Here is a 19132-nt window from a genome sequence, read left to right on the forward strand (position 1 = left end):
GCGGTGTTTCACCGCAAGGTGTGTCTACACCCGAAATTGCTTGAGCAGGCCATTCAACTGTTCACTGAGTTCCTTCAAATGCACACTTGCGACGCTCGACTGCTCAGCAGCCAAGGCGGTGCTGTGGGACAAACCAGCGGCCTGGGTGACGTTCTGGTTGATATCCTCGACCACATGCGCCTGTTGCAGGGTTGCACTGGCAATCGAGGCGTTCAGGCCGTTGAGATTGTTCAGGGCCTGGCCGATCGCGCTCAGGCTGGCACCCGCCAACCCGGCCTGTTCAATGGTCAGTTGCGAGGCGCGGCTGCTATCGCCGATCACTTTGACTGCCGCTTCGGAATGGCTCTGCAAGCGCTCGATCATCGACTGGATTTCAGCCGTGGATTTTTGTGTGCGCTGTGCCAGCAGCCGGACTTCATCGGCCACCACGGCGAAGCCCCGTCCCTGCTCACCGGCACGGGCCGCTTCAATGGCCGCATTGAGCGCCAGCAGATTGGTCTGTTCGGCGATCGAGCGGATCACTTCGAGCACGCTGCCGATCTGTGTGCTTTCGGTGGCCAGGGTGCGGATCACCTCAACGGCTTGATCGATGGTGCTCGACAGTTGATCGATCTGCTGCAAGCTCCCATCGATGTTTACTTGTCCCTGTTGTGCCTGCGCTTGTGCATCGCGCATTTCGCTGGCGGCGTGTTCGGCATTCCTGGCCACGTCCTGCACGCCATAGGTCACTTCATTGATCGCGGTCGCCACCAGTTCCATTTGTTGGGACTGTTGCTGGCTGCGCGCCTGGGCCTGGGCCGCATCGTTGCCCAAGTCGCTGGATGACTGCCCCAGGGCACTGGCGGACAGTTGCAACTGAGTGATGACCCGACGCAATTTTTCCGTGAAGGCGTTGAAATGCTGCGCCAATTCGGTCACTTCGTCCTGACCGTGAGTATCAAGGCTACGGGTCAGATCGCTTTCGCCGCTGGCGATATTGGCCATGGCGTGCACGGTTTCCTGGAGTGGGCGCACGATACTGCGCGCAATCAGGATCACCAGCAGTGCCATAAGGACAGCAATGGCGAGCCCGACGAGCGATGTTTGCCACATCTGTGCGTAAAACTCGGCCTGCATGTCATCGATGTACACACCCGAACCAATGACCCAGCCCCAGGGCTCGAAGAGTTTCACGTAGGAGGTTTTCTGGACCGGTGTACTGGCGCCCGGTTTTGGCCAGCGATAGTCAACCATACCGGCGCCCTTGGCCTTGGCGATGGCCGCCATCTCGTTGAACAACGCGAAGCCGTCCGGATCCTTGATCGCGGAAAGGTTCTGGCCTTCAAGTTTCGGATTGGTCGGGTGCATGACCATCACGGGCGTCAGGTCGTTGATCCAGAAGTAGTCGTTCTGGTCGTAGCGCAATCCGCGCACCACGCTCAATGCCTGTTTCTGCGCCGCTTCGCGGGTCAGGGTGCCGGCGGTTTCCAGGTCGTGGTAGTAGGCCAGAATGCCGCTGGCTGTCTGCACCACATGCTGGGTTTTCTGGGCCTTGGCCTGATAGAGGTCATCGTGGATCTGCTTGAGCATCAGCACACCCAACGTCAACAGCATCAGCACAGCCACAATCAGGATGAGCCACAGACGGCGGCTGATCGACACACTGCGCAAGCTATTCATAACCGTGTTACCCCGTTTTTTGTTCTTGTTCTGTCATAAACGACCGCCTGCATTCAGGCACGTTTTTGCTGTTGAGCCTATCCGACTCAAGTCCAATTACGGCGCAGCGTTATTCAGGCATGTCTGATAGGATTTCGGCCGCATCAGCAAAAACCTGAAATTGCGCTGATTTTTCATGGGGTTTTTACGGTTTCACGTGAAGATCGTGCGTGTTGCCATTGGGTGACGCTGATCGCAGTGGACGCTTGAATTTTATTAGCGAGGCATGCCTTGGAGGCATCGTTTCATTGGGGGATTAATGGATTTTTGGACCGCCGTTCAGGCTTTGATTCTTGGCGTTGTAGAAGGACTGACAGAGTTTTTGCCCATTTCCAGCACCGGGCACCAGATTATCGTCGCGGATTTGCTCAACTTCGGTGGCGAACGCGAGAAGGCATTCAACATCATCATCCAGCTCGGGGCGATCCTGGCCGTGGTCTGGGAGTTTCGCCGCAAGATCCTCGACGTGGTGACGGGGCTGCCAACGCAGCGCAACGCTCAACGGTTTACCGTCAACCTGTTGATCGCTTTCATGCCGGCCGTGGTGCTGGGGGTGATCTTCGCCAATATGATCCACAAATACCTGTTCAACCCGATCACCGTGGCAACGGCGCTGGTAGTGGGCGGGGTCATCATGTTGTGGGCTGAGCGTCGCGAGCACAGCGTGCACGCCGAAACCGTCGACGAGATCACCTGGAAAGACGCCCTGAAGGTCGGTTTTGCCCAGTGCCTGGCAATGATTCCCGGCACTTCGCGCTCCGGTTCGACGATCATCGGCGGCTTGTTGTTTGGCCTGTCGCGTAAAACCGCCACGGAGTTTTCGTTCTTCCTGGCCATGCCGACCATGGTCGGCGCCGCGGTGTACTCCGGCTACAAGTATCGCGACCTGTTTCAGGCCGCTGACCTCCCGGTGTTCGCCATCGGTTTCGTCACTGCGTTTATATTCGCGATGATCGCGGTCAAGGGCTTGCTCAAATTCATCGCCAGCCACAGCTACGCTGCGTTTGCCTGGTACCGGATCGTGTTCGGTTTGTTGATCCTGGCGACCTGGCAGTTCGGTTGGGTCGATTGGGCGGCGGCTACATCATGATTGAGCCACGCAATGGGCGCGGGATTCAAAACCCGCGCCTCAAAGGCCTGGTGTTCCTGGTGCTGTGCGCCTTGCCGGCAATTGGCTCGATGCTTATGTGGTGGCGCGGGATTTCGCTGATTCCGCTCGTGGCCTATGGGATTGTCAGCCTGCTGGCGTTCCTCCTGTACTGGCACGACAAGCGCAAGGCCCGGGCAGACAGCTGGCGTACACCGGAAAACGTGTTGCACGCAATCGAACTGGCCGGTGGCTGGCCGGGCGCCTTGCTTGCCCAGCAAGTATTTCGGCACAAGACCCGCAAAGTGTCCTATCAACTGGTGTTCTGGATCATCGTGCTGCTGCATGAGGTGTTCTGGATCGATCAGTTGTTTCTCGACGCTGGCCTCTTCAGGCTGTTTTAAAGCAGCAACCCGACCTGCACGCGCTTGGGCAACTTGCTCACCACCAGTTGGTGAGAACGTTGCAGCAAGCCTTGCAGCTCCTCGGCGCCAAGCGGGTAGGGCGTTTGCATGATGATCCACTGCGCCCTTGCCAGATAGGGCGCAGGCCCGATGCCCGGGCGATCGACGTGCCCCAGAAACAGCTCTTTATCGACCTTGAACGCCAATGACTCACCCCGCAGGTTTTGCAGGGCAAACATCTTGTTTCCAGCAACTGAAAACACCCGCACGCCACCCCATTTGTAATCCTCTTGCGCGCCGGGCAGTGCCAGGCAGAAACGCGCCACGTCTTCTTCAGTCATTGGCTTAACCTTCATAACAATCGATCCCCGCAGGCTTTGAATGATTCGGTCAAATGGTCGATCCAGGCGCGCACCGCCGGCAGCAAACCGCGCCGATGAGGGTAAACCGCCAGCAGCCAACCGCCAGGCAGTGACCACTCGGGCAACAACTGCACCAGTGAGCCGTTTTCCAGTTCCTCTTCGCAGTACATCATCGGCAGCAGGGTGAAGCCAAGACCTGCAAGCACGCAGGCTTTGCGCACGATGAAATCATCGATCCCGAGCCGTGCTTCCAGCGTCAGGTCATAGCTCTTGCCTTGAGCATCGATCATGCGCACGTGCACCATGCGATCGGCCTCCAGAGCTCCGAGCACCGGCACCTGCTTCAGGTCTTCCGGGCTGTTGATGGGATGCTCGCGTATAAAGGCCGGACTGGCGATCATCACCATTTGCGCCTGGCGCAAACGTCGGGTGACCAGCAGCGGGTCTTCATCACCCAGTTCTCGCACTCTCAAGGCGACATCGATGCCTTCGGTCACCAGGTCGACCCGGCGGTTGAGCAATTGCATCTCCAATTGCACTTGAGGGAAACGTTCCAGAAACGAGCTGATGACCGATGGCAAAAATTCATGCGCCAGCCCAACGGGGCAGGAAACCCGCAACCGCCCTCGGGGTTCGCTGGACATGCTGGCGACGGCCTCGTCAGCCATTTCGGCCTCCAGCAGCATTGCCTGGCAATGGCGCAAATAGCGCTCGCCGACGGCGGTCAGCTTGAGCTGGCGGGTGGTGCGCTGGAGGAGGCGGGCACCCAGACGCTCTTCAAGTTCGGCAATACGCCGCGACAATCGCGACTTGGGGATGCCCAACACGCGCCCGGCAGCGGCGAAACCACCGGCTTCGACGACTTTGGCGAAGTAGTAAAGGTCATTGAGGTCTTGCATGGCGCCACTCGATTGTCCTATCAGTGGGACGAACTATCGCATTGTTGCTGGCTAATCAGCTATTGGTTTCGTCTGTAGGATTGTCCCCATCAGATCGCCCGGTGGCGATCCTCACTTGGAGATCCCACATGAAACTCTTGCACATCGATTCGAGCATCCTTGGCGACAACTCTGCTTCCCGTCAGCTGAGCCACAGTGTCGTCCAGGCCTGGAAAAACGCCGAGCCAACTGCCGTGGTGACCTACCGCGACCTGGCCAGCGATGCCATCAGCCATTTCTCTGCCTCGACGCTGGTCGCTGCCGGCACCACCGCCGAGTTGCGTAACGCCGCACAACAGCACGAAGCCGAACTCAGCGCTTCGACCCTGGCTGAATTCCTCGCTGCCGATGCCGTCGTGATCGCCGCGCCGATGTACAACTTCACCATTCCGACCCAGCTCAAGGCCTGGATCGACCGCATTGCCGTAGCCGGCCAGACTTTCCGCTACACCGAAGCCGGCCCTGAAGGCCTTTGCGGCAACAAGAAAGTCGTGGTGGTGTCGACTTCTGGCGGTATGCACCTGGGCCAGGCGACTGGCGTAGGTCATGAAGAGTACTTGAAAGTCATGCTGGGCTTCATGGGCATCACCGACATCGAGTTCGTCCGCGCCCATGGCCTGGCTTACGGTGACGACGTTCGCAACAAAGCCATGAGCGACGCTCAGGCGCACATCAGCGAGCAATTGTTCGCTGCCGCGTAAGGCTTGCGTAAAGAGTTAAATAGCTCAGGCAATACCCACTAGACTCTGTATTCTGATCGTCGTAAAACGATCGGGGTACGGAGTCTTTTTGTATCTGTTTCAAAAGCGCTGTCGTTTTAGTTGTTGGCCCAGGTTATGCAGTCTCGGGTTATCGGCCCCGTTCTGCGTAGACCTTGAAAAAAGTGGCAAACACCGACACAAGGCTCTAAGTCCAAGGGATTGGCGGAAAACGGGTATTCCAATCGGGTAACAAGGTGGGGCATCCCATGATGCGTCTTTGTGCAATGTTACTGATTTGCCTGCTCAGCAGCCTGAATTCAGTGCAAGCCGCGCCTGCGCCGCACCCTCATTGGAGCGTTGGCTACCATGAGCTGACGTTTCTCGATCCGCTGGATTCACAGCCCATGCGGGCCATCGCCTTTTACCCGTCGACCGGCATCGAGCATTCAAGCAAGCTCGAGGGTTATCAAATCCAGGCGACCGAAGACGCAAGGGTTGCGATTGGGCGCTTTCCGATGTTGATGCTCTCCCACGGCAACATCGGCACCCCACTGGCGTTGCATGACCTTGCCACATCGCTGGCACGCAAAGGCTTTGTGGTGGTGGCGGTAATTCATCCCGGCGACAACTCCAAGGACCACAGCCGCCTCGGTACGCTAAGCAACCTTTATGGCCGGCCGATCCAGATTTCCGAAGCCATCACCGCCACCCTGGCCGATCCCATGCTGTCGCCGTTCGTCAATCCCGACGAGGTCGGGGTGATCGGCTACTCGGCCGGTGGCGAAACGGCGTTGATTCTCTCGGGCGCCACACCGGACCTGAATCGTTTACGCCTTTACTGTAAAGAACGCCCTGACGACGGAGACGCCTGCAGCACCAATGGTGAACTGATTGTTGACCGCGATGATTTGCAACCCGTCGCTGACCCACGGGTTCACGCGCTGTTACTGATGGCGCCATTGAGCCTGAAGTTCGGCCGTCATACCTTGGCCGGTGTGCATGTGCCGGTGCTGCTCTATAGCGGCGATGGCGACAAACTGGTCGCCCTCGATAAAAACGCTGCGGCGCTGGCGCGCAAGCTACCCGTTGCTCCGGATTTCAAACTGCTGGCCGGGGCCGGGCATTTTGTGTTCATGGCACCGTGTACCCAGGAGCAACTCGCGGCGATGCCGGCCTTGTGCACCGATGCTGACGGCGTTGACCGCGCGGACATTCACCGCAACCTGATCTCCGAAGCCGGGCGCTTCTTTGCCCAAACCCTGAGCAAGCCGAGCGGGGCGGGGATGCAGACGGCTGACCAGACGTTGCCGTAGGCACCAGGGGCTTACGACGGGCTGAGTGCTGAGCGACGTTTCAGCAGCAAGGTCAGCCCCAGTCCGGTGATCGACAACAGCGCGGCGCGGAAGAAAATCCACGCGTACCCCAGGTTCAGCGCCACTGCACCCATCAATGGCCCGGCAATCGCCAGTGCCAGATCGAAAAACACCGCATAGGCACTCAAGCCTGCGCCACGGCTGCTGCTTGGCACTTGCTTGATGGCCTCGACACCCAATGYCGGGTAGACCAGCGACAAACCGAACCCGGTCAGCCCGGCGCCAATCAACGCCACTGCCGTTGAAGGCGCCAACCAGAGCAGGCCCAGCCCCAGGGTTTCGATGCTCATGCAGGCGACGGCCGAGTTGAACCCGCCAAAGCGGTTGATGCTGGAGATAAACAGCAGGCGCGAGAGGATGAAACAGATGCCAAAGACCGTCAGGCACCAGGCCGCCCCGGTCCAGCCGCGACTGATATAGAACAGGGTAATAAAGGTGGTGAGCGTACCGTAGCCAATCGAAGCCAGACTCAGGCTGGCGCCAAAGGGGGCGACGCGCCCGAACACCGCCCAAAACGGCAACCGCTCACCGCGAATGACCGGCACCGAGGGTTTGTTGCGAATCAGCAGCAGCGCCGCCAGCGCCAGTACCGAAAGTGCAATCCCAAGGCTCACGAAGCCCAACTGACCGACCATCACCACACCCAGTGGCGCACCAATCGCAATCGCGCCATACGAGGCGATGCCATTCCAGGAAATCGAGCGGGCGGTGTGCTCGGCCCCCACCTGACCCATGCACCAGCTGATGGTGCCGACGCCGATCAGACCTTGGGCAATCCCCAATAACAATCGACCGCCGATCAGAATCATCAGGCTCAGCAACGGCAGACTCTGCAACAAGGTCGACAGCAACGTCAGCACGCCACTGAGCGCGATCCCCAGCAACCCGTACACAATCGCCCGTTTGGTGCCGATGTTGTCAGACATACGGCCCGCCATGGGCCGGCTGAGCAGGGTGGCCAGGTACTGCGAGCCGATGGTCAGGCCGGCAATGACAGCGCTGAAACCCAGTTGCTCATGGACATAGCCTGGCAACACCGCAATCGGCAGACCGATGCAGAGGAACGCGACAAAGGTATAAAAAACAATGGAGACGATCTGCAGGGTGATCGCCATGGAGCTGGCGGGAGGCGTTTGTGGCGCAGACATGAGAGCTCGTTCGCGGGCGGGCGGTTAGAGAGCTGCATCATGGCGCGGGCCTGAAATAAAAGGAAGCAGGCTAACGGTTGTTTTCAGAGGAAGGGTTCCTTTCATACCGCCATCGCGAGCAGGCTCGCTCCCACACTGGATCTGTGTCTGACCACACTGTTGTGATCAACATAGAACCCATGTGGGAGCGAGCCTGCTCGCGATGGCGTCAGTTCAGACAACGCTTAGTTCAGACCCAACTTCCCACGCAGGGTCGACAAGTCTTCCGCCAGGGTATTGACCGGGCCGACCAGTGCCTTGCGGTCGTTTTCCTTGACCTTGTCGTAGGTCTCGAAACCGCCGCCAGCAGTTTTGTACTTGGCCAGAATCGTGTTCACGCTGGCGAAGTTCTTGTCGACTTTGGCGACGAAGGCCTTGTCCTGTTTCTCGAGTTGCGGACGGAACAGGTCGACGATTTTCTTCGCGCCGTCGATGTTGCCCTGGAAGTCATACAGGTCGGTGTGGCTGTAGCGGTCTTCTTCGCCGGAGATCTTGGTGGCAGCGACTTCTTCGAGCAATGTAGCGGCGCCGCCCACGACTTTTTCCGGCGGGAAGGTCAGGCCGGCAACGCGGGTTTGCAGGTCTTTGACGTTGTTATTCAAACCATCGGCCAGATCACCAAGGCCCTCGGTGGTTTTCTCGGAGAACAGGCTGTATTCGATGCGGTGGAAACCGGTGAAGTCTTCAGCCTTGACACCTTTTTCGTGGTCGTTGACGCGTGAGTCGATGGACGCATCGAGGTCACTGAACAGTTCGGCAATCGGCTCGATCGACTCGTAGTAAACACGGGTGGGCGCATAGAGTTTTTGCGCGGTGGCCAGGTCACCTTTCTTCACCGCATCGGTGAACTGCTGGGTGTGGCTGGCAAACCCGTCGAGCTGCTCGGTGACGTAGATTTTGTAATCCGAGATCGGCCCCACCAGATCCAGCGGCGCTGTGGCGGCGAAAGCCGACAGTGGAGCGTGGAGCAAGCCAAGGGCAACCAGCAAAGCGAGAGGCGACTTTTTCATGGGACTTTTCCGTGAGTTTGTTGTGTTTAGGGGTTAAGCCGTGGTTTTCGGGTGTGTGGCATCGAGTAATGAACGACCGATGAAGTCTTTTTCACCGGTTACTCCTGGCAAGGTGAAGAAATAGCCGCCGCCGATGGGCTTGAGGTATTCCTCCAACGGCTCGCCGTTGAGTCGGGTTTGCACGGTGATGAAACCGTTGTGCAGATCGGCCTGATAGCAGATGAACAGCAAACCCATTTCCAACTGACCGTTTTTGCTCACGCCGTTGGAGTAGTTGAACGGCCGACGCAGGATCAGGTTGGCCTGGGTCGCGGCAGTACGCGGGTTGGCCAGGCGGATGTGCGCGTCCATTTTGGTCAGCTTGCCGTGAGGGTCTTTGGTGTAGTCCGGGACCTGGCTTTCATGGCTACCGCCGATGGGCGCGCCGGTACTTTTGACCCGACCGAGAATGCTTTCCTGTTCTTGCAGCGGCGTGCGGTCCCAACGCTCGACGAGGTTGCGGATAATCCGCACCGCCTGATAGCTGCCATTGGCCGCCCAGGCCGGCTCATCGCTGCCCGGTTGCACCCAGACAATCTGCTCCATGGCTTTCTTGTCGTTGGAATCGGGGTTGGCCGAGCCGTCACGAAAACCGAGGAAGTTGCGCGCACTTTGCGCAGGTGTTCCAGGCTTGGCCGGCGCTTGCGGCGGTACGCTGCCTTCCTGTTTCCAGCGCACCAGCAGCAGGTCCGGCAGGTTCTTCACGATGTCGCGCAAGGCGTGAATGTTGGTGTCGGCAGTGTTGGCGCAGAACTGCAGACTCAGGTCGCCGTGGCAGAGCTCCGGTTGCAGTGCATCGTTGGGGAAACCGACCATGCGGATCAATCGCTTGGGCTTGGCGCTGGCCAGGCCGAAACGCTCGTCGAACAGCGATTCACCCACCGAGACGGTGATGGTCAGGTTGTCGGGTGTTACCACCGGGCCAAGAATGCCCGAGTCCACGGGTGGGAACTTCGGGTCGACCTGAGCCACCGGGCCGCCGGTCATCAGGAACGCAATGCGCTGGTTCAGCGTGCGAAACAGCCGCTCGAGGTCTTCGCGATCGGTGGCCAATACGTCGAACGACACCAGCATGCCGCACGCCGGGCGCGGCGTGACGATGCCGGTCTGGTGCTGACCATGGAAGTCATGGCGATCCTGGGTTTTGTCGCTGTTCGGTGCTTCAGTGACTTGCGCCGGGCTGGCGGCCATCGCCGGACAGCTCAACGTGCTGCCCGCCAACGCGACACCGGCGGCGCCCATGCCCAACAGTACGCGGCGACGCTGGGCATTGATCTGATCTAAATCGTTCATCTGAATAGGGTCTTCTGCTTATAGGCCGGAGAGGCCAAGGGCGGGATCGATTCCATCGAGTGCATCGGCCAGAACCTTGGCCTTGTCGGTGAGTCGTGCGCGCTGAGCGGCGCCGACACTGTCGTAACTGCTGTAGCCGTCTTTGACTCGCAAGCCATTGAGTTCGGCATCGAGAGCGTGAGTTGCCGTGTCCAATCGAGTCAGTAACGCGGCGGCAGGCTTGGTCAGTAACGGACGCAGCAGATCGACCACTTTGCGGGTGACGTCCAGGTTGGCGGCGAATCCGTTGAGGTCGATGTGGCTGTAACGTTCTTCTTCACCGCTGCTGGCGCGTACATCGGCCATGTTGCGGAGATTGCGGGCGACGATGCTCACCAGTTGTTCTGGCGGCAGCGATTGAGCCAACAATTGCTGTCTGAGTTCGGTGACATCGGCGACCAGACGCTGGGCGACCGGCGCCAGACCGTCGATGTTTCGTTGCTGGAACAGCGCGTATTCGAGGCGGTGGAAGCCGATGAAGTCCGGATCCTGCTCGCGCTGTTCAAAGTAATCGGCGCGAGCATTGATGACCTTGTCCAGCTCCGCCAGGCGTTGCGCCGCCGGGGCGAGGCGTTGATAGGCCACGCGGGCCGTCACGTAGAGTGCCTGGGCCTGACCCAGGTCACCGGCGTCGATTGCCTGTTGCAATGCGGTGACAGTGTTGATCAGTGCGGTGCCCTGGCTGCTCAGGTAAACCCGAAACTCCGACAAGGGACCGATAAACGCCACCATCGACGGACGTGCCTGCGCCGCAGCATCGGATGCGGCGGTAGGTGTCACATGCAGCGTGCCGCGCGGATTGCTGAGCAGGCCGCAGGTAATCGCGTAGTCTCCGGGCAACAGGTTGGCGGTGACCACCTGACTCAGGCCGGGAGCGATGTTTTCCCGTTCTACAAGCACCAGCACACCGTCGAGGACTTCCCATTCCACGGCGCGATCCGAGTGGTTGACGATGCGAAAGCTGCTGTGGCCCGCCGGGACGCTCAGCGCATTTGGCTCGCAACTGTGTGGATTAATGGTGACGGTGATCTCGTCGTGGTTGACCTGGCGCTTGGCCGCGGCCATTTGCGACGCGTAGTAGAACAACCCGCCAGCGGCGATCATCACGATCACCGAACCGGCCACCGCCCAGCGCAGGGCGCGGGGAGGCGAGGTCTGAAGAGGGGCCTGGTTTGACATGAATGCCCTTAATGGCTGGAAACAGAAGAAGGTGGCGTGGCGGCTGGTTTGGCCGGCGCGCCAGCCGGGAGGAAGAACATCACCAGCGCGACCAGCAGATAAATCAGGTAGGCGCCCAGTGTGCTGACAGTCGGTGCATCCTGATAACCGAACATGCCGGCCAATACCGAACCCAACGGGCCATCCATCGGCAGGGTTGCGCTGAAATCGAAGAGCACGGTTTGCAGGTGATTCCACAGCCCGGCTTCATGCAGTGCGCGCACTGAGCTTGCGAGAATGCCGGCCGCCACCACCAGGATGAACAGCCCGGTCCAGCGGAAGAACGCCGACAGGTTCAGGCGCATGCTGCCGCTGTAGATGAGGAAACCGATGACAATCGACAGCGCCAGGCCGAGCAGGGCGCCGACAGGCGCTCCCGGACCTTCGCTCTGCTGGAATACCGCGAGCAGGAAGAACACGGTTTCCAGGCTTTCCCGGGCAACGGCGAAGAACACCATGGCGATCAGCGCAGTGACCTGGTGTCTGGAACCGGCCATCGCGTGATCGAGGGAAAGGTGCAGCGAATGTTTGATCGAGCGCGCCACTTTGCGCATCCAGAACACCATGGAGCTCAGAATGCCGACTGCCAGCAGGCCGATGACGCCCTCGAAGAGTTCCTGTTGTTTTTGCGGGAATTCAGCGCTGACCAACTCCAGGCCACCGCCCACCAGCAGGGCCAGCGCGACGGCGAGGAAAACCCCGATCCACATGGCGGGCATCCATTGGCCGCGTCCGGTTTGCTTGAGATAACTGGCAATGATGCCGACGATTAACGCCGCTTCAACGCCTTCGCGCAGCATGATCAGAAAGGGAACCAGCATTCAGCACCGCGTCATCTATAGAGTGGAAGCTAATTTGTAACATAATGATACTCATTACTAAATAGAGGTGATTGTCATTTGCCTGAACGGCAGCTGAACGAGTCAAAATATCGATGCCTGCGCTAAGATGGCCGACAAACAAAAAACAGGGTTCACCACGTTCAATGTCGGAAAAAGACACCATCTCCATTCATCTGGTGCGCGAAGCACTGCTGCAAAGCTGCGAGTCGAGCGCGGTAAGCGTTGAGGTCTTGCTCAAGGTCGGGATTGAACCGCGCTTGCTTGATATGGCTGATGCGCGTGTTCCGGCCACGGCCTATGCGCGGCTGTGGCGACTGTTGGCGCGGCGCATGGACGACGAGTTCTTTGGCATGGACCCGCGCCGATTGAAATCCGGCAGTCTGGAGTTTCTCTGTCGTTGCGCCATGGCCCAGCCGACGTTGGCCGCAGGATTGACCGCCGGGCTGGGGTTTCTGTCGTTGATGCTGGAGCGTATGCCGGCGCAGCTGGTTCATCAGCAAAGCCTGGCAGAAATCGTCCTGCTCGAAGACGACCAGGACCCGCGTCGCGCCTTTACCTATTTCACCTACTGGATGATCGTCCATGGGGTTGCCTGCTGGCTGGCAGGCCGACGGATACCGATTCTGGCCATCGAACTGCGCTGCGCGGAACCGGACTTCTGCGATGACTACAAGGTGATGTTCTCCGAGAACCTGCGCTTCGACCGACCGCGCACCCGGATGATTTTCTCGGCGGATTGCCTGGACCTGCCGATCAAGCGCAGCAGCGACGAGCTCAAGCGCTTTTTGGCCCATGCGCCAGCCAATATCCTGGTCAAGTATCGCGACCCGCAAAGCCTCGCCAGCCGGATCAAACACGATTTACGGCAACTGCCCGCCGAACAGTGGCCGGAAACCGACAGCCTGGCCCAGCGCCTGTGTATGTCCGCTTCGACGCTGCGTCGACGCTTGGCGGAAGAAGGGCAAACCTATCAAGGCTTGAAGGACAGCGTGCGCAAGGAGCTGGCGATTGTCTGGCTGGCAGAACCTTCGATCAGCTTCGCCGAGATCGCCACGCGGCTGGGGTTTGCCGATGCCAGTTCGTTCTATAAGGCGTTTCGCAAATGGTCGGGGTCCAATCCCGGGCATTACCGTAGCCTGATCCTCAACGAAGCCCACTGATCCAGACCCTGCGTTGATACGGCTGGCCTGCTCGCGATGACGTCCATCCAGACACTACATCTGTTGAATCTTGGCCAAACCAGTCACGCAACTTGAAAGCTTTGACCATTGTCCCGCGCCGCCCGCGGAGCGAGTATTTCCTGGATTTTTACGGTTCCCCCAACCTAATAAAAATACAGAGGGATTCTGGCAATGCGCGATTACCTGTCTGCGACTTCACAGTTCAACTATCAGCACACCGTCGATGCTGCGCTCAGCGGCTCGTTGACCGCACTCAACGCCTGCGTTGAATGCTGCGACCGTCATGCGATACCCGGGCGCATTGCCTTGTTCTGGGAGGGTCGCGACGGTGCCAGTGCCACGTACACCTTCAACGATCTGCAGGACAAAGCCGCGCGCTTTGCCAATTTCCTGCTGGCTCAGGGCGTGAAGAAGGGCGACAAGGTCGCCGGCCTGTTGCCACGCAACGTTGAATTGCTGATTGTGGTCTTCGCCACCTGGCGCATCGGCGCGGTCTACCAGCCGCTGTTTACCGCCTTCGGCCCGAAAGCCATCGAACACCGCCTCAACAGTTCCGGCGCCGCGGTGGTGGTGAGCGACGCGGTCAATCGTCCAAAGCTCAATGACGTTGCCGACTGCCCGACCATCGTCACCGTCGGCGGCCCGAAAGGCCAGGGCATCGTCCGTGGCGATTTCAGTTTCTGGGCTGAACTGCCCAACTATTCCGCTCAATGTGAACCCGTGCTGCTGGACGGCGAAGACCCGTTCCTGCTGATGTTCACCTCAGGCACCACCGGCCCGTCGAAAGCCCTTTCGGTGCCGCTCAAGGCCATTGTCGCGTTCCAGAGTTACACCCGCGACGCAGTGGACCTGCGCCCTGAAGATGCGTTCTGGAACGTCGCCGATCCGGGCTGGGCTTATGGCATCTACTTTGGTGTGACCGGACCGCTGTCCATGGGCCATCCGATCACCTTTTACGATGGCCCGTTCACCCTTGAAAGCACCTGCCGCGTGATCAACAAATATGGCATAACCAACCTCACCGGCTCACCGACCGCGTACCGCTTGCTGATCGCCGGCGGCGATGAGTTCGCCCGTTCGATCAAAGGCAAACTGCGGATTGTCAGCAGCGCCGGCGAACCGTTGAACCCGGAAGTGATCCGCTGGTTCGCCGACAACCTCGGCGTGATCATCCACGACCATTACGGCCAGACCGAACTCGGCATGGTGCTGTGCAACCACCATGGCCTTGAGCATCCGGTCCACGTCGGTGCGGCAGGGTTTGCCTCGCCCGGTCATCGGATCGTGGTGCTGGATGAGGCCTATAACGAATTGTCGGTCGGTCAGCCGGGGATTCTTGCCATCGATCGCACGCAATCGCCGATGTGCTGGTTTGCCGGTTACGAAGGTGCGCCGACCAAGGCTTTCGTTGGCAACTATTACCTGAGTGGCGATACCGTCGAGCTGAACCCGGACGGCAGCATCAGCTTCGTCGGCCGCAGCGACGACGTGATCACCACCTCCGGCTACCGGGTCGGCCCGTTCGACGTGGAGAGTGCGTTGATCGAACACCCCGCCGTGGTTGAAGCAGCGGTGATCGGCAAACCGGATCCGGAGCGCACCGAACTGGTGAAAGCCTTCGTCGTGCTCAGCGCGCAATACCGTGCTTCACCCGAGCTTGTCGAGGAGCTGCGCCAGCATGTGCGCAAGCGATTGGCGGCGCACTCATACCCGCGTGAAATCGAATTTGTCAGCGAATTGCCGAAAACCCCAAGCGGCAAATTGCAGCGCTTTATCTTGCGCAACCAGGAAATCGCCAAAGCTCAAGAGGCCACGGCGAAGAACGTTTCAGCTTGAATCCAAGGAAACAATGATGCAGATCGAAAACAAGGTTTTTCTCGTCACCGGCGGTGCGTCGGGCCTGGGCGCGGCCACGGCTGAAATGCTGGTGGGTGCCGGTGCCAAAGTCATGCTGGTGGACCTGAATGCCGAAGCCGTCGCGGCTCAGGCAAAACGGCTCGGCGCGCATTGCGTCGTCGCGGACATCAGTCAGGAAGCAGCGGCAGAAGCAGCGGTGCAGGCAGCGGTCGCAGCCTTTGGTGGTCTGCACGGGCTGGTCAACTGTGCCGGTGTGGTCCGCGGCGAGAAAATCCTCGGCAAGAACGGTCCGCACGCACTGACCAGTTTCAGCCAGGTGATCAACGTCAACCTGATCGGCAGCTTCAACATGCTGCGCCTGGCGGCTGCGGCGATTGCCGAAACCGAAGCCAATGAAGACGGCGAACGCGGAGTGATCATCAACACCGCTTCGGTGGCGGCCTTCGACGGCCAGATCGGCCAGGCTGCTTACGCCGCTTCCAAAGGCGCGATTGCCAGCCTGACCTTGCCCGCCGCCCGTGAGTTGGCGCGCTTCGGCATCCGGGTGATGACCATCGCCCCGGGCATCTTCGAAACGCCGATGATGGCCGGCATGACCCAGGAGGTTCGCGACTCGCTGGCTGCTGGTGTGCCGTTCCCGCCACGCCTTGGCAAACCGGTTGAGTACGCCGCGCTGGTCAGGCATATCATAGAAAACAGCATGCTCAACGGCGAGGTGATCCGTCTCGACGGTGCCTTGCGTATGGCCGCCAAATAAGGAGTATTTGTCATGACAATGTCCCACGATCCAATCGTTATCGTCAGCGCCGTCCGCACCCCGATGGGTGGTTTTCAAGGTGAACTGAAAAGCCTCAGCGCGCCACAACTGGGCGCTGCTGCGATCCGCGCCGCCGTTGAGCGTGCCGGTGTGGCCGCCGACGCGGTAGAAGAAGTGCTGTTTGGTTGCGTGCTGTCCGCCGGCCTCGGCCAGGCTCCTGCTCGTCAAGCAGCGCTGGGTGCAGGGTTGGACAAGTCCACCCGTTGCACCACCCTGAACAAAATGTGCGGTTCGGGCATGGAAGCCGCCATCCTGGCCCACGACATGCTGCTGGCCGGCAGTGCCGACGTGGTGGTCGCTGGCGGGATGGAAAGCATGTCCAACGCGCCTTACTTGTTGGATCGTGCCCGCAGCGGTTACCGCATGGGCCACGGCAAAGTGCTGGACCACATGTTCCTCGACGGCCTCGAAGACGCCTACGACAAGGGCCGCCTGATGGGCACCTTCGCCGAGGACTGCGCCGAGGCCAATGGCTTCACGCGTGAAGCGCAAGATGAGTTCGCAATCGCTTCGACCACCCGCGCGCAACAGGCGATCAAGGACGGCAGCTTCAACGCTGAAATCGTTCCGCTGCAGGTCATGGTCGGCAAAGAGCAGAAGCTCATCACCGATGACGAACAACCACCGAAAGCCAAACTGGACAAGATCGCCAGCCTGAAACCGGCGTTCCGTGACGGCGGCACCGTGACGGCGGCCAACTCCAGTTCGATTTCCGATGGCGCGGCGGCATTGCTGTTGATGCGTCGTTCAGAAGCTGAAAAACGTGGCCTGAAACCGCTGGCAGTGATCCATGGTCACGCAGCCTTCGCTGATACGCCGGGGCTGTTTCCGGTGGCACCGGTGGGTGCGATCAAGAAGCTGCTGAAGAAAACCGGCTGGTCGCTGGATGAAGTCGAGCTGTTCGAAGTCAACGAAGCCTTCGCGGTGGTCAGCCTGGTGACGATGACCAAGCTGGAAATCCCCCACAGCAAGGTCAACGTCCACGGTGGCGCCTGTGCGCTGGGCCACCCGATCGGTGCTTCAGGTGCGCGGATCCTTGTGACCTTGCTTTCGGCCTTGCGCCAGAAAGGCCTGAAGCGCGGCGTCGCAGCGATCTGCATCGGCGGCGGTGAAGCCACGGCCATGGCCGTTGAATGCCTGTACTAAGGAATCAACATGCTACCGACTGACGAACAACTACAGATCAGCGACGCGGCCCGGCAATTTGCCCAGGAACGGCTCAAGCCGTTCGCTGCCGAGTGGGATCGCGAGCACCGCTTTCCCAAGGAAGCCATCGGCGAGATGGCCGAACTGGGCTTCTTCGGCATGTTGGTGCCGGAGCAGTGGGGCGGTTGCGACACCGGTTACCTGGCGTACGCCATGGCCCTGGAAGAAATCGCCGCCGGCGATGGCGCCTGCTCGACCATCATGAGCGTGCACAACTCGGTGGGTTGCGTGCCGATCCTCAAGTTCGGCAACGACGATCAGAAAGAGCGCTTCCTCAAGCCGCTGGCCAGCGGTGCCATGCTCGGGGCCTTCGCGCTGACCGAGCCGCAGGCCGGTTCCGACGCCAGCAGCCTGAAAACCCGTGCCCGCCTGAGCGGCGATCACTACGTGCTCAACGGCTGCAAGCAGTTCATTACCTCGGGGCAAAACGCCGGGCTAGTGATTGTCTTCGCGGTCACCGACCCGAGCGCCGGCAAACGCGGGATCAGCGCCTTTATCGTGCCGACCGATTCACCGGGCTACAAGGTTGCGCGGGTTGAAGACAAGCTCGGCCAGCACGCCTCGGACACCTGCCAAATCCTCTTTGAGGATGTGAAGGTGCCGGTGGCCAATCGTCTGGGCGAGGAGGGCGAAGGCTACAAAATCGCCTTGGCCAACCTTGAAGGCGGACGTGTCGGGATTGCTTCACAGTCGGTCGGCATGGCCCGCGCCGCATTCGAAGCCGCCCGCGATTACGCTCGCGAGCGTGAGAGCTTCGGCAAGGCGATCATCGAGCATCAGGCAGTAGCCTTTCGACTGGCTGACATGGCCACGCAAATCGCCGTCGCCCGGCAGATGGTGCATTACGCCGCCGCCCTGCGTGACAGTGGCAAACCGGCGCTGGTGGAAGCCTCGATGGCCAAGCTGTTCGCCTCCGAAATGGCCGAAAAGGTCTGCTCGATGGCCTTGCAAACCCTCGGTGGTTACGGTTACCTGAGCGACTTCCCGCTGGAGCGGATTTACCGCGACGTGCGGGTTTGTCAGATCTATGAAGGCACCAGTGATATTCAGCGCATGGTCATTTCGCGCAATCTTTGAGAAGGAACGCTTACATGAGCTACGAAACGATTTTGTTGGAAGTCCAGGGTCGCGTGGGTCTGATCACCCTCAACCGCCCGCAAGCCCTGAACGCCTTGAACGCGCAGATTGTCAGCGAGCTGAACCACGCGCTGGACGGTCTGGAAGCCAATCCGGAAATCGGCTGCATCGTGCTGACCGGCTCGAAAAAAGCCTTTGCCGCCGGTGCCGACATCAAGGAAATGGCCGAGCTGACCTACCCGCAGATCTACCTCGACGATCTGTTCAGCGACAGTGACCGGGTGGCCAATCGACGCAAGCCGATCATTGCGGCGGTCGCCGGTTTTGCTCTGGGCGGTGGCTGTGAGCTGGCGTTGATGTGCGACTTCATCCTGGCCGGCGACAACGCCAAATTCGGTCAGCCGGAAATCAACCTCGGTGTGTTGCCGGGCATGGGCGGCACCCAGCGCCTGACCCGTGCCGTGGGCAAGGCCAAAGCCATGGAAATGTGCCTCAGCGGCCGCCTGATCGACGCGGTTGAAGCAGAGCGCTGCGGCATCGTTGCGCGCATCGTACCGGTGGATGAGCTGCTGGATGAAGCGTTGAAGGTCGCCGCGCTGATCGCCAAGAAGTCCTTGCCGATTGCAATGATGGTCAAGGAAAGCGTCAACCGCGCCTTTGAAGTCAGCCTGTCCGAAGGCGTGCGCTTTGAACGTCGGGTGTTCCATGCGGCGTTTGCCACACAGGACCAGAAGGAAGGCATGGCGGCGTTTATTGCCAAGCGCGAGGCGCAGTTCGTCGGTAAGTAATGTAGCGCTCTCACC

Annotated in this window: 18 protein-coding genes; 10 read left to right on the forward strand and 8 right to left on the reverse strand. The window is 59.9% G+C overall.

Annotation, left to right across the window (positions count from 1 at the left end; all coding sequences use genetic code 11):
* Positions 1-24: 24 nt before the first annotated feature.
* Positions 25-1659, reverse strand: coding sequence for a methyl-accepting chemotaxis protein (locus AC1DIH_RS00255; RefSeq protein ID WP_477770157.1), 1635 nt, complete (start codon positions 1657-1659; stop codon positions 25-27).
* 298 nt (positions 1660-1957) lie between these two features.
* On the opposite strand from AC1DIH_RS00255, the gene AC1DIH_RS00260 reads away from it, so the two are divergent.
* Together AC1DIH_RS00260 and AC1DIH_RS00265 are read left to right on the forward strand one after the other, a co-directional pair.
* On the forward strand, positions 1958-2788 hold the full coding sequence (locus AC1DIH_RS00260) for an undecaprenyl-diphosphate phosphatase (RefSeq protein WP_347926876.1): 831 nt from the start codon (positions 1958-1960) through the stop codon (positions 2786-2788).
* Positions 2785-3189, forward strand: a complete 405-nt coding sequence (locus AC1DIH_RS00265) for a DUF1294 domain-containing protein (protein WP_477770158.1) — start codon at positions 2785-2787, stop codon at positions 3187-3189. Before AC1DIH_RS00260 ends, AC1DIH_RS00265 begins: the two co-directional genes overlap by 4 nt.
* Here AC1DIH_RS00265 and AC1DIH_RS00270 read toward each other — a convergent pair.
* Together AC1DIH_RS00270 and AC1DIH_RS00275 are read right to left on the reverse strand one after the other, a co-directional pair.
* Entirely contained in the window at positions 3186-3530 is a 345-nt protein-coding gene (locus tag AC1DIH_RS00270; RefSeq protein WP_427540031.1) for an MmcQ/YjbR family DNA-binding protein, read from the reverse strand. The genes AC1DIH_RS00265 and AC1DIH_RS00270 overlap by 4 nt on opposite strands.
* A gap of 11 nt (positions 3531-3541) precedes the next feature.
* A complete protein-coding gene (locus AC1DIH_RS00275; RefSeq protein WP_477770159.1) occupies positions 3542-4450 on the reverse strand; it encodes a LysR substrate-binding domain-containing protein in 909 nt (302 codons plus the stop codon).
* 128 nt (positions 4451-4578) lie between these two features.
* Here AC1DIH_RS00275 and AC1DIH_RS00280 point away from each other — a divergent pair, with 128 nt between their 5' ends.
* Positions 4579-5190: an FMN-dependent NADH-azoreductase gene (locus AC1DIH_RS00280; protein WP_477770160.1), complete on the forward strand. Its 612-nt coding sequence runs from the start codon at positions 4579-4581 to the stop codon at positions 5188-5190.
* Between the two features lie 266 nt (positions 5191-5456).
* The gene (locus tag AC1DIH_RS00285) at positions 5457-6503 is read left to right on the forward strand and encodes an alpha/beta hydrolase family protein (protein WP_477770161.1); all 1047 of its coding nucleotides are present in this window, start codon (positions 5457-5459) and stop codon (positions 6501-6503) included.
* An 11-nt stretch (positions 6504-6514) separates the two neighbouring features.
* On the opposite strand, the gene AC1DIH_RS00290 is transcribed toward AC1DIH_RS00285, so the two are convergent.
* From AC1DIH_RS00290 to efeU, 5 genes are all read right to left on the reverse strand, one after another.
* Positions 6515-7711 carry an MFS transporter gene (locus AC1DIH_RS00290; RefSeq protein ID WP_477770162.1) on the reverse strand — a complete coding sequence of 399 codons (1197 nt, stop codon included), beginning with the start codon at positions 7709-7711 and terminating at the stop codon, positions 6515-6517.
* Positions 7712-7935: 224 nt separating this feature from the next.
* Positions 7936-8760, reverse strand: coding sequence for an iron uptake system protein EfeO (gene efeO, locus AC1DIH_RS00295; RefSeq protein ID WP_477770163.1), 825 nt, complete (start codon positions 8758-8760; stop codon positions 7936-7938).
* A 33-nt stretch (positions 8761-8793) separates the two neighbouring features.
* Positions 8794-10092, reverse strand: coding sequence for an iron uptake transporter deferrochelatase/peroxidase subunit (gene efeB, locus AC1DIH_RS00300; RefSeq protein ID WP_477770164.1), 1299 nt, complete (start codon positions 10090-10092; stop codon positions 8794-8796).
* A gap of 18 nt (positions 10093-10110) precedes the next feature.
* On the reverse strand, positions 10111-11310 hold the full coding sequence (gene efeO / locus AC1DIH_RS00305; protein WP_477770165.1) for an iron uptake system protein EfeO: 1200 nt from the start codon (positions 11308-11310) through the stop codon (positions 10111-10113).
* An 8-nt stretch (positions 11311-11318) separates the two neighbouring features.
* Positions 11319-12170: an iron uptake transporter permease EfeU gene (gene efeU, locus AC1DIH_RS00310; RefSeq protein ID WP_477770166.1), complete on the reverse strand. Its 852-nt coding sequence runs from the start codon at positions 12168-12170 to the stop codon at positions 11319-11321.
* Positions 12171-12334: 164 nt separating this feature from the next.
* Here efeU and AC1DIH_RS00315 point away from each other — a divergent pair, with 164 nt between their 5' ends.
* From AC1DIH_RS00315 to AC1DIH_RS00340, 6 genes are all read left to right on the forward strand, one after another.
* Positions 12335-13351: an AraC family transcriptional regulator gene (locus AC1DIH_RS00315; protein WP_477770167.1), complete on the forward strand. Its 1017-nt coding sequence runs from the start codon at positions 12335-12337 to the stop codon at positions 13349-13351.
* A 192-nt stretch (positions 13352-13543) separates the two neighbouring features.
* A complete protein-coding gene (locus AC1DIH_RS00320) occupies positions 13544-15208 on the forward strand; it encodes an AMP-binding protein (protein WP_477770168.1) in 1665 nt (554 codons plus the stop codon).
* A 16-nt stretch (positions 15209-15224) separates the two neighbouring features.
* On the forward strand, positions 15225-15986 hold the full coding sequence (locus AC1DIH_RS00325; protein ID WP_477770169.1) for an SDR family NAD(P)-dependent oxidoreductase: 762 nt from the start codon (positions 15225-15227) through the stop codon (positions 15984-15986).
* Between the two features lie 12 nt (positions 15987-15998).
* Complete coding sequence (locus tag AC1DIH_RS00330; protein ID WP_103316484.1) at positions 15999-17192, forward strand: acetyl-CoA C-acyltransferase; 1194 nt, start codon at positions 15999-16001, stop codon at positions 17190-17192.
* A gap of 9 nt (positions 17193-17201) precedes the next feature.
* A complete protein-coding gene (locus AC1DIH_RS00335) occupies positions 17202-18329 on the forward strand; it encodes an acyl-CoA dehydrogenase (RefSeq protein WP_477770170.1) in 1128 nt (375 codons plus the stop codon).
* Positions 18330-18343: 14 nt separating this feature from the next.
* Positions 18344-19117 carry an enoyl-CoA hydratase gene (locus AC1DIH_RS00340; protein ID WP_477770171.1) on the forward strand — a complete coding sequence of 258 codons (774 nt, stop codon included), beginning with the start codon at positions 18344-18346 and terminating at the stop codon, positions 19115-19117.
* Positions 19118-19132: the final 15 nt, after the last annotated feature.

The sequence above is a fragment of the Pseudomonas sp. 05N36 genome (assembly GCF_056397385.1).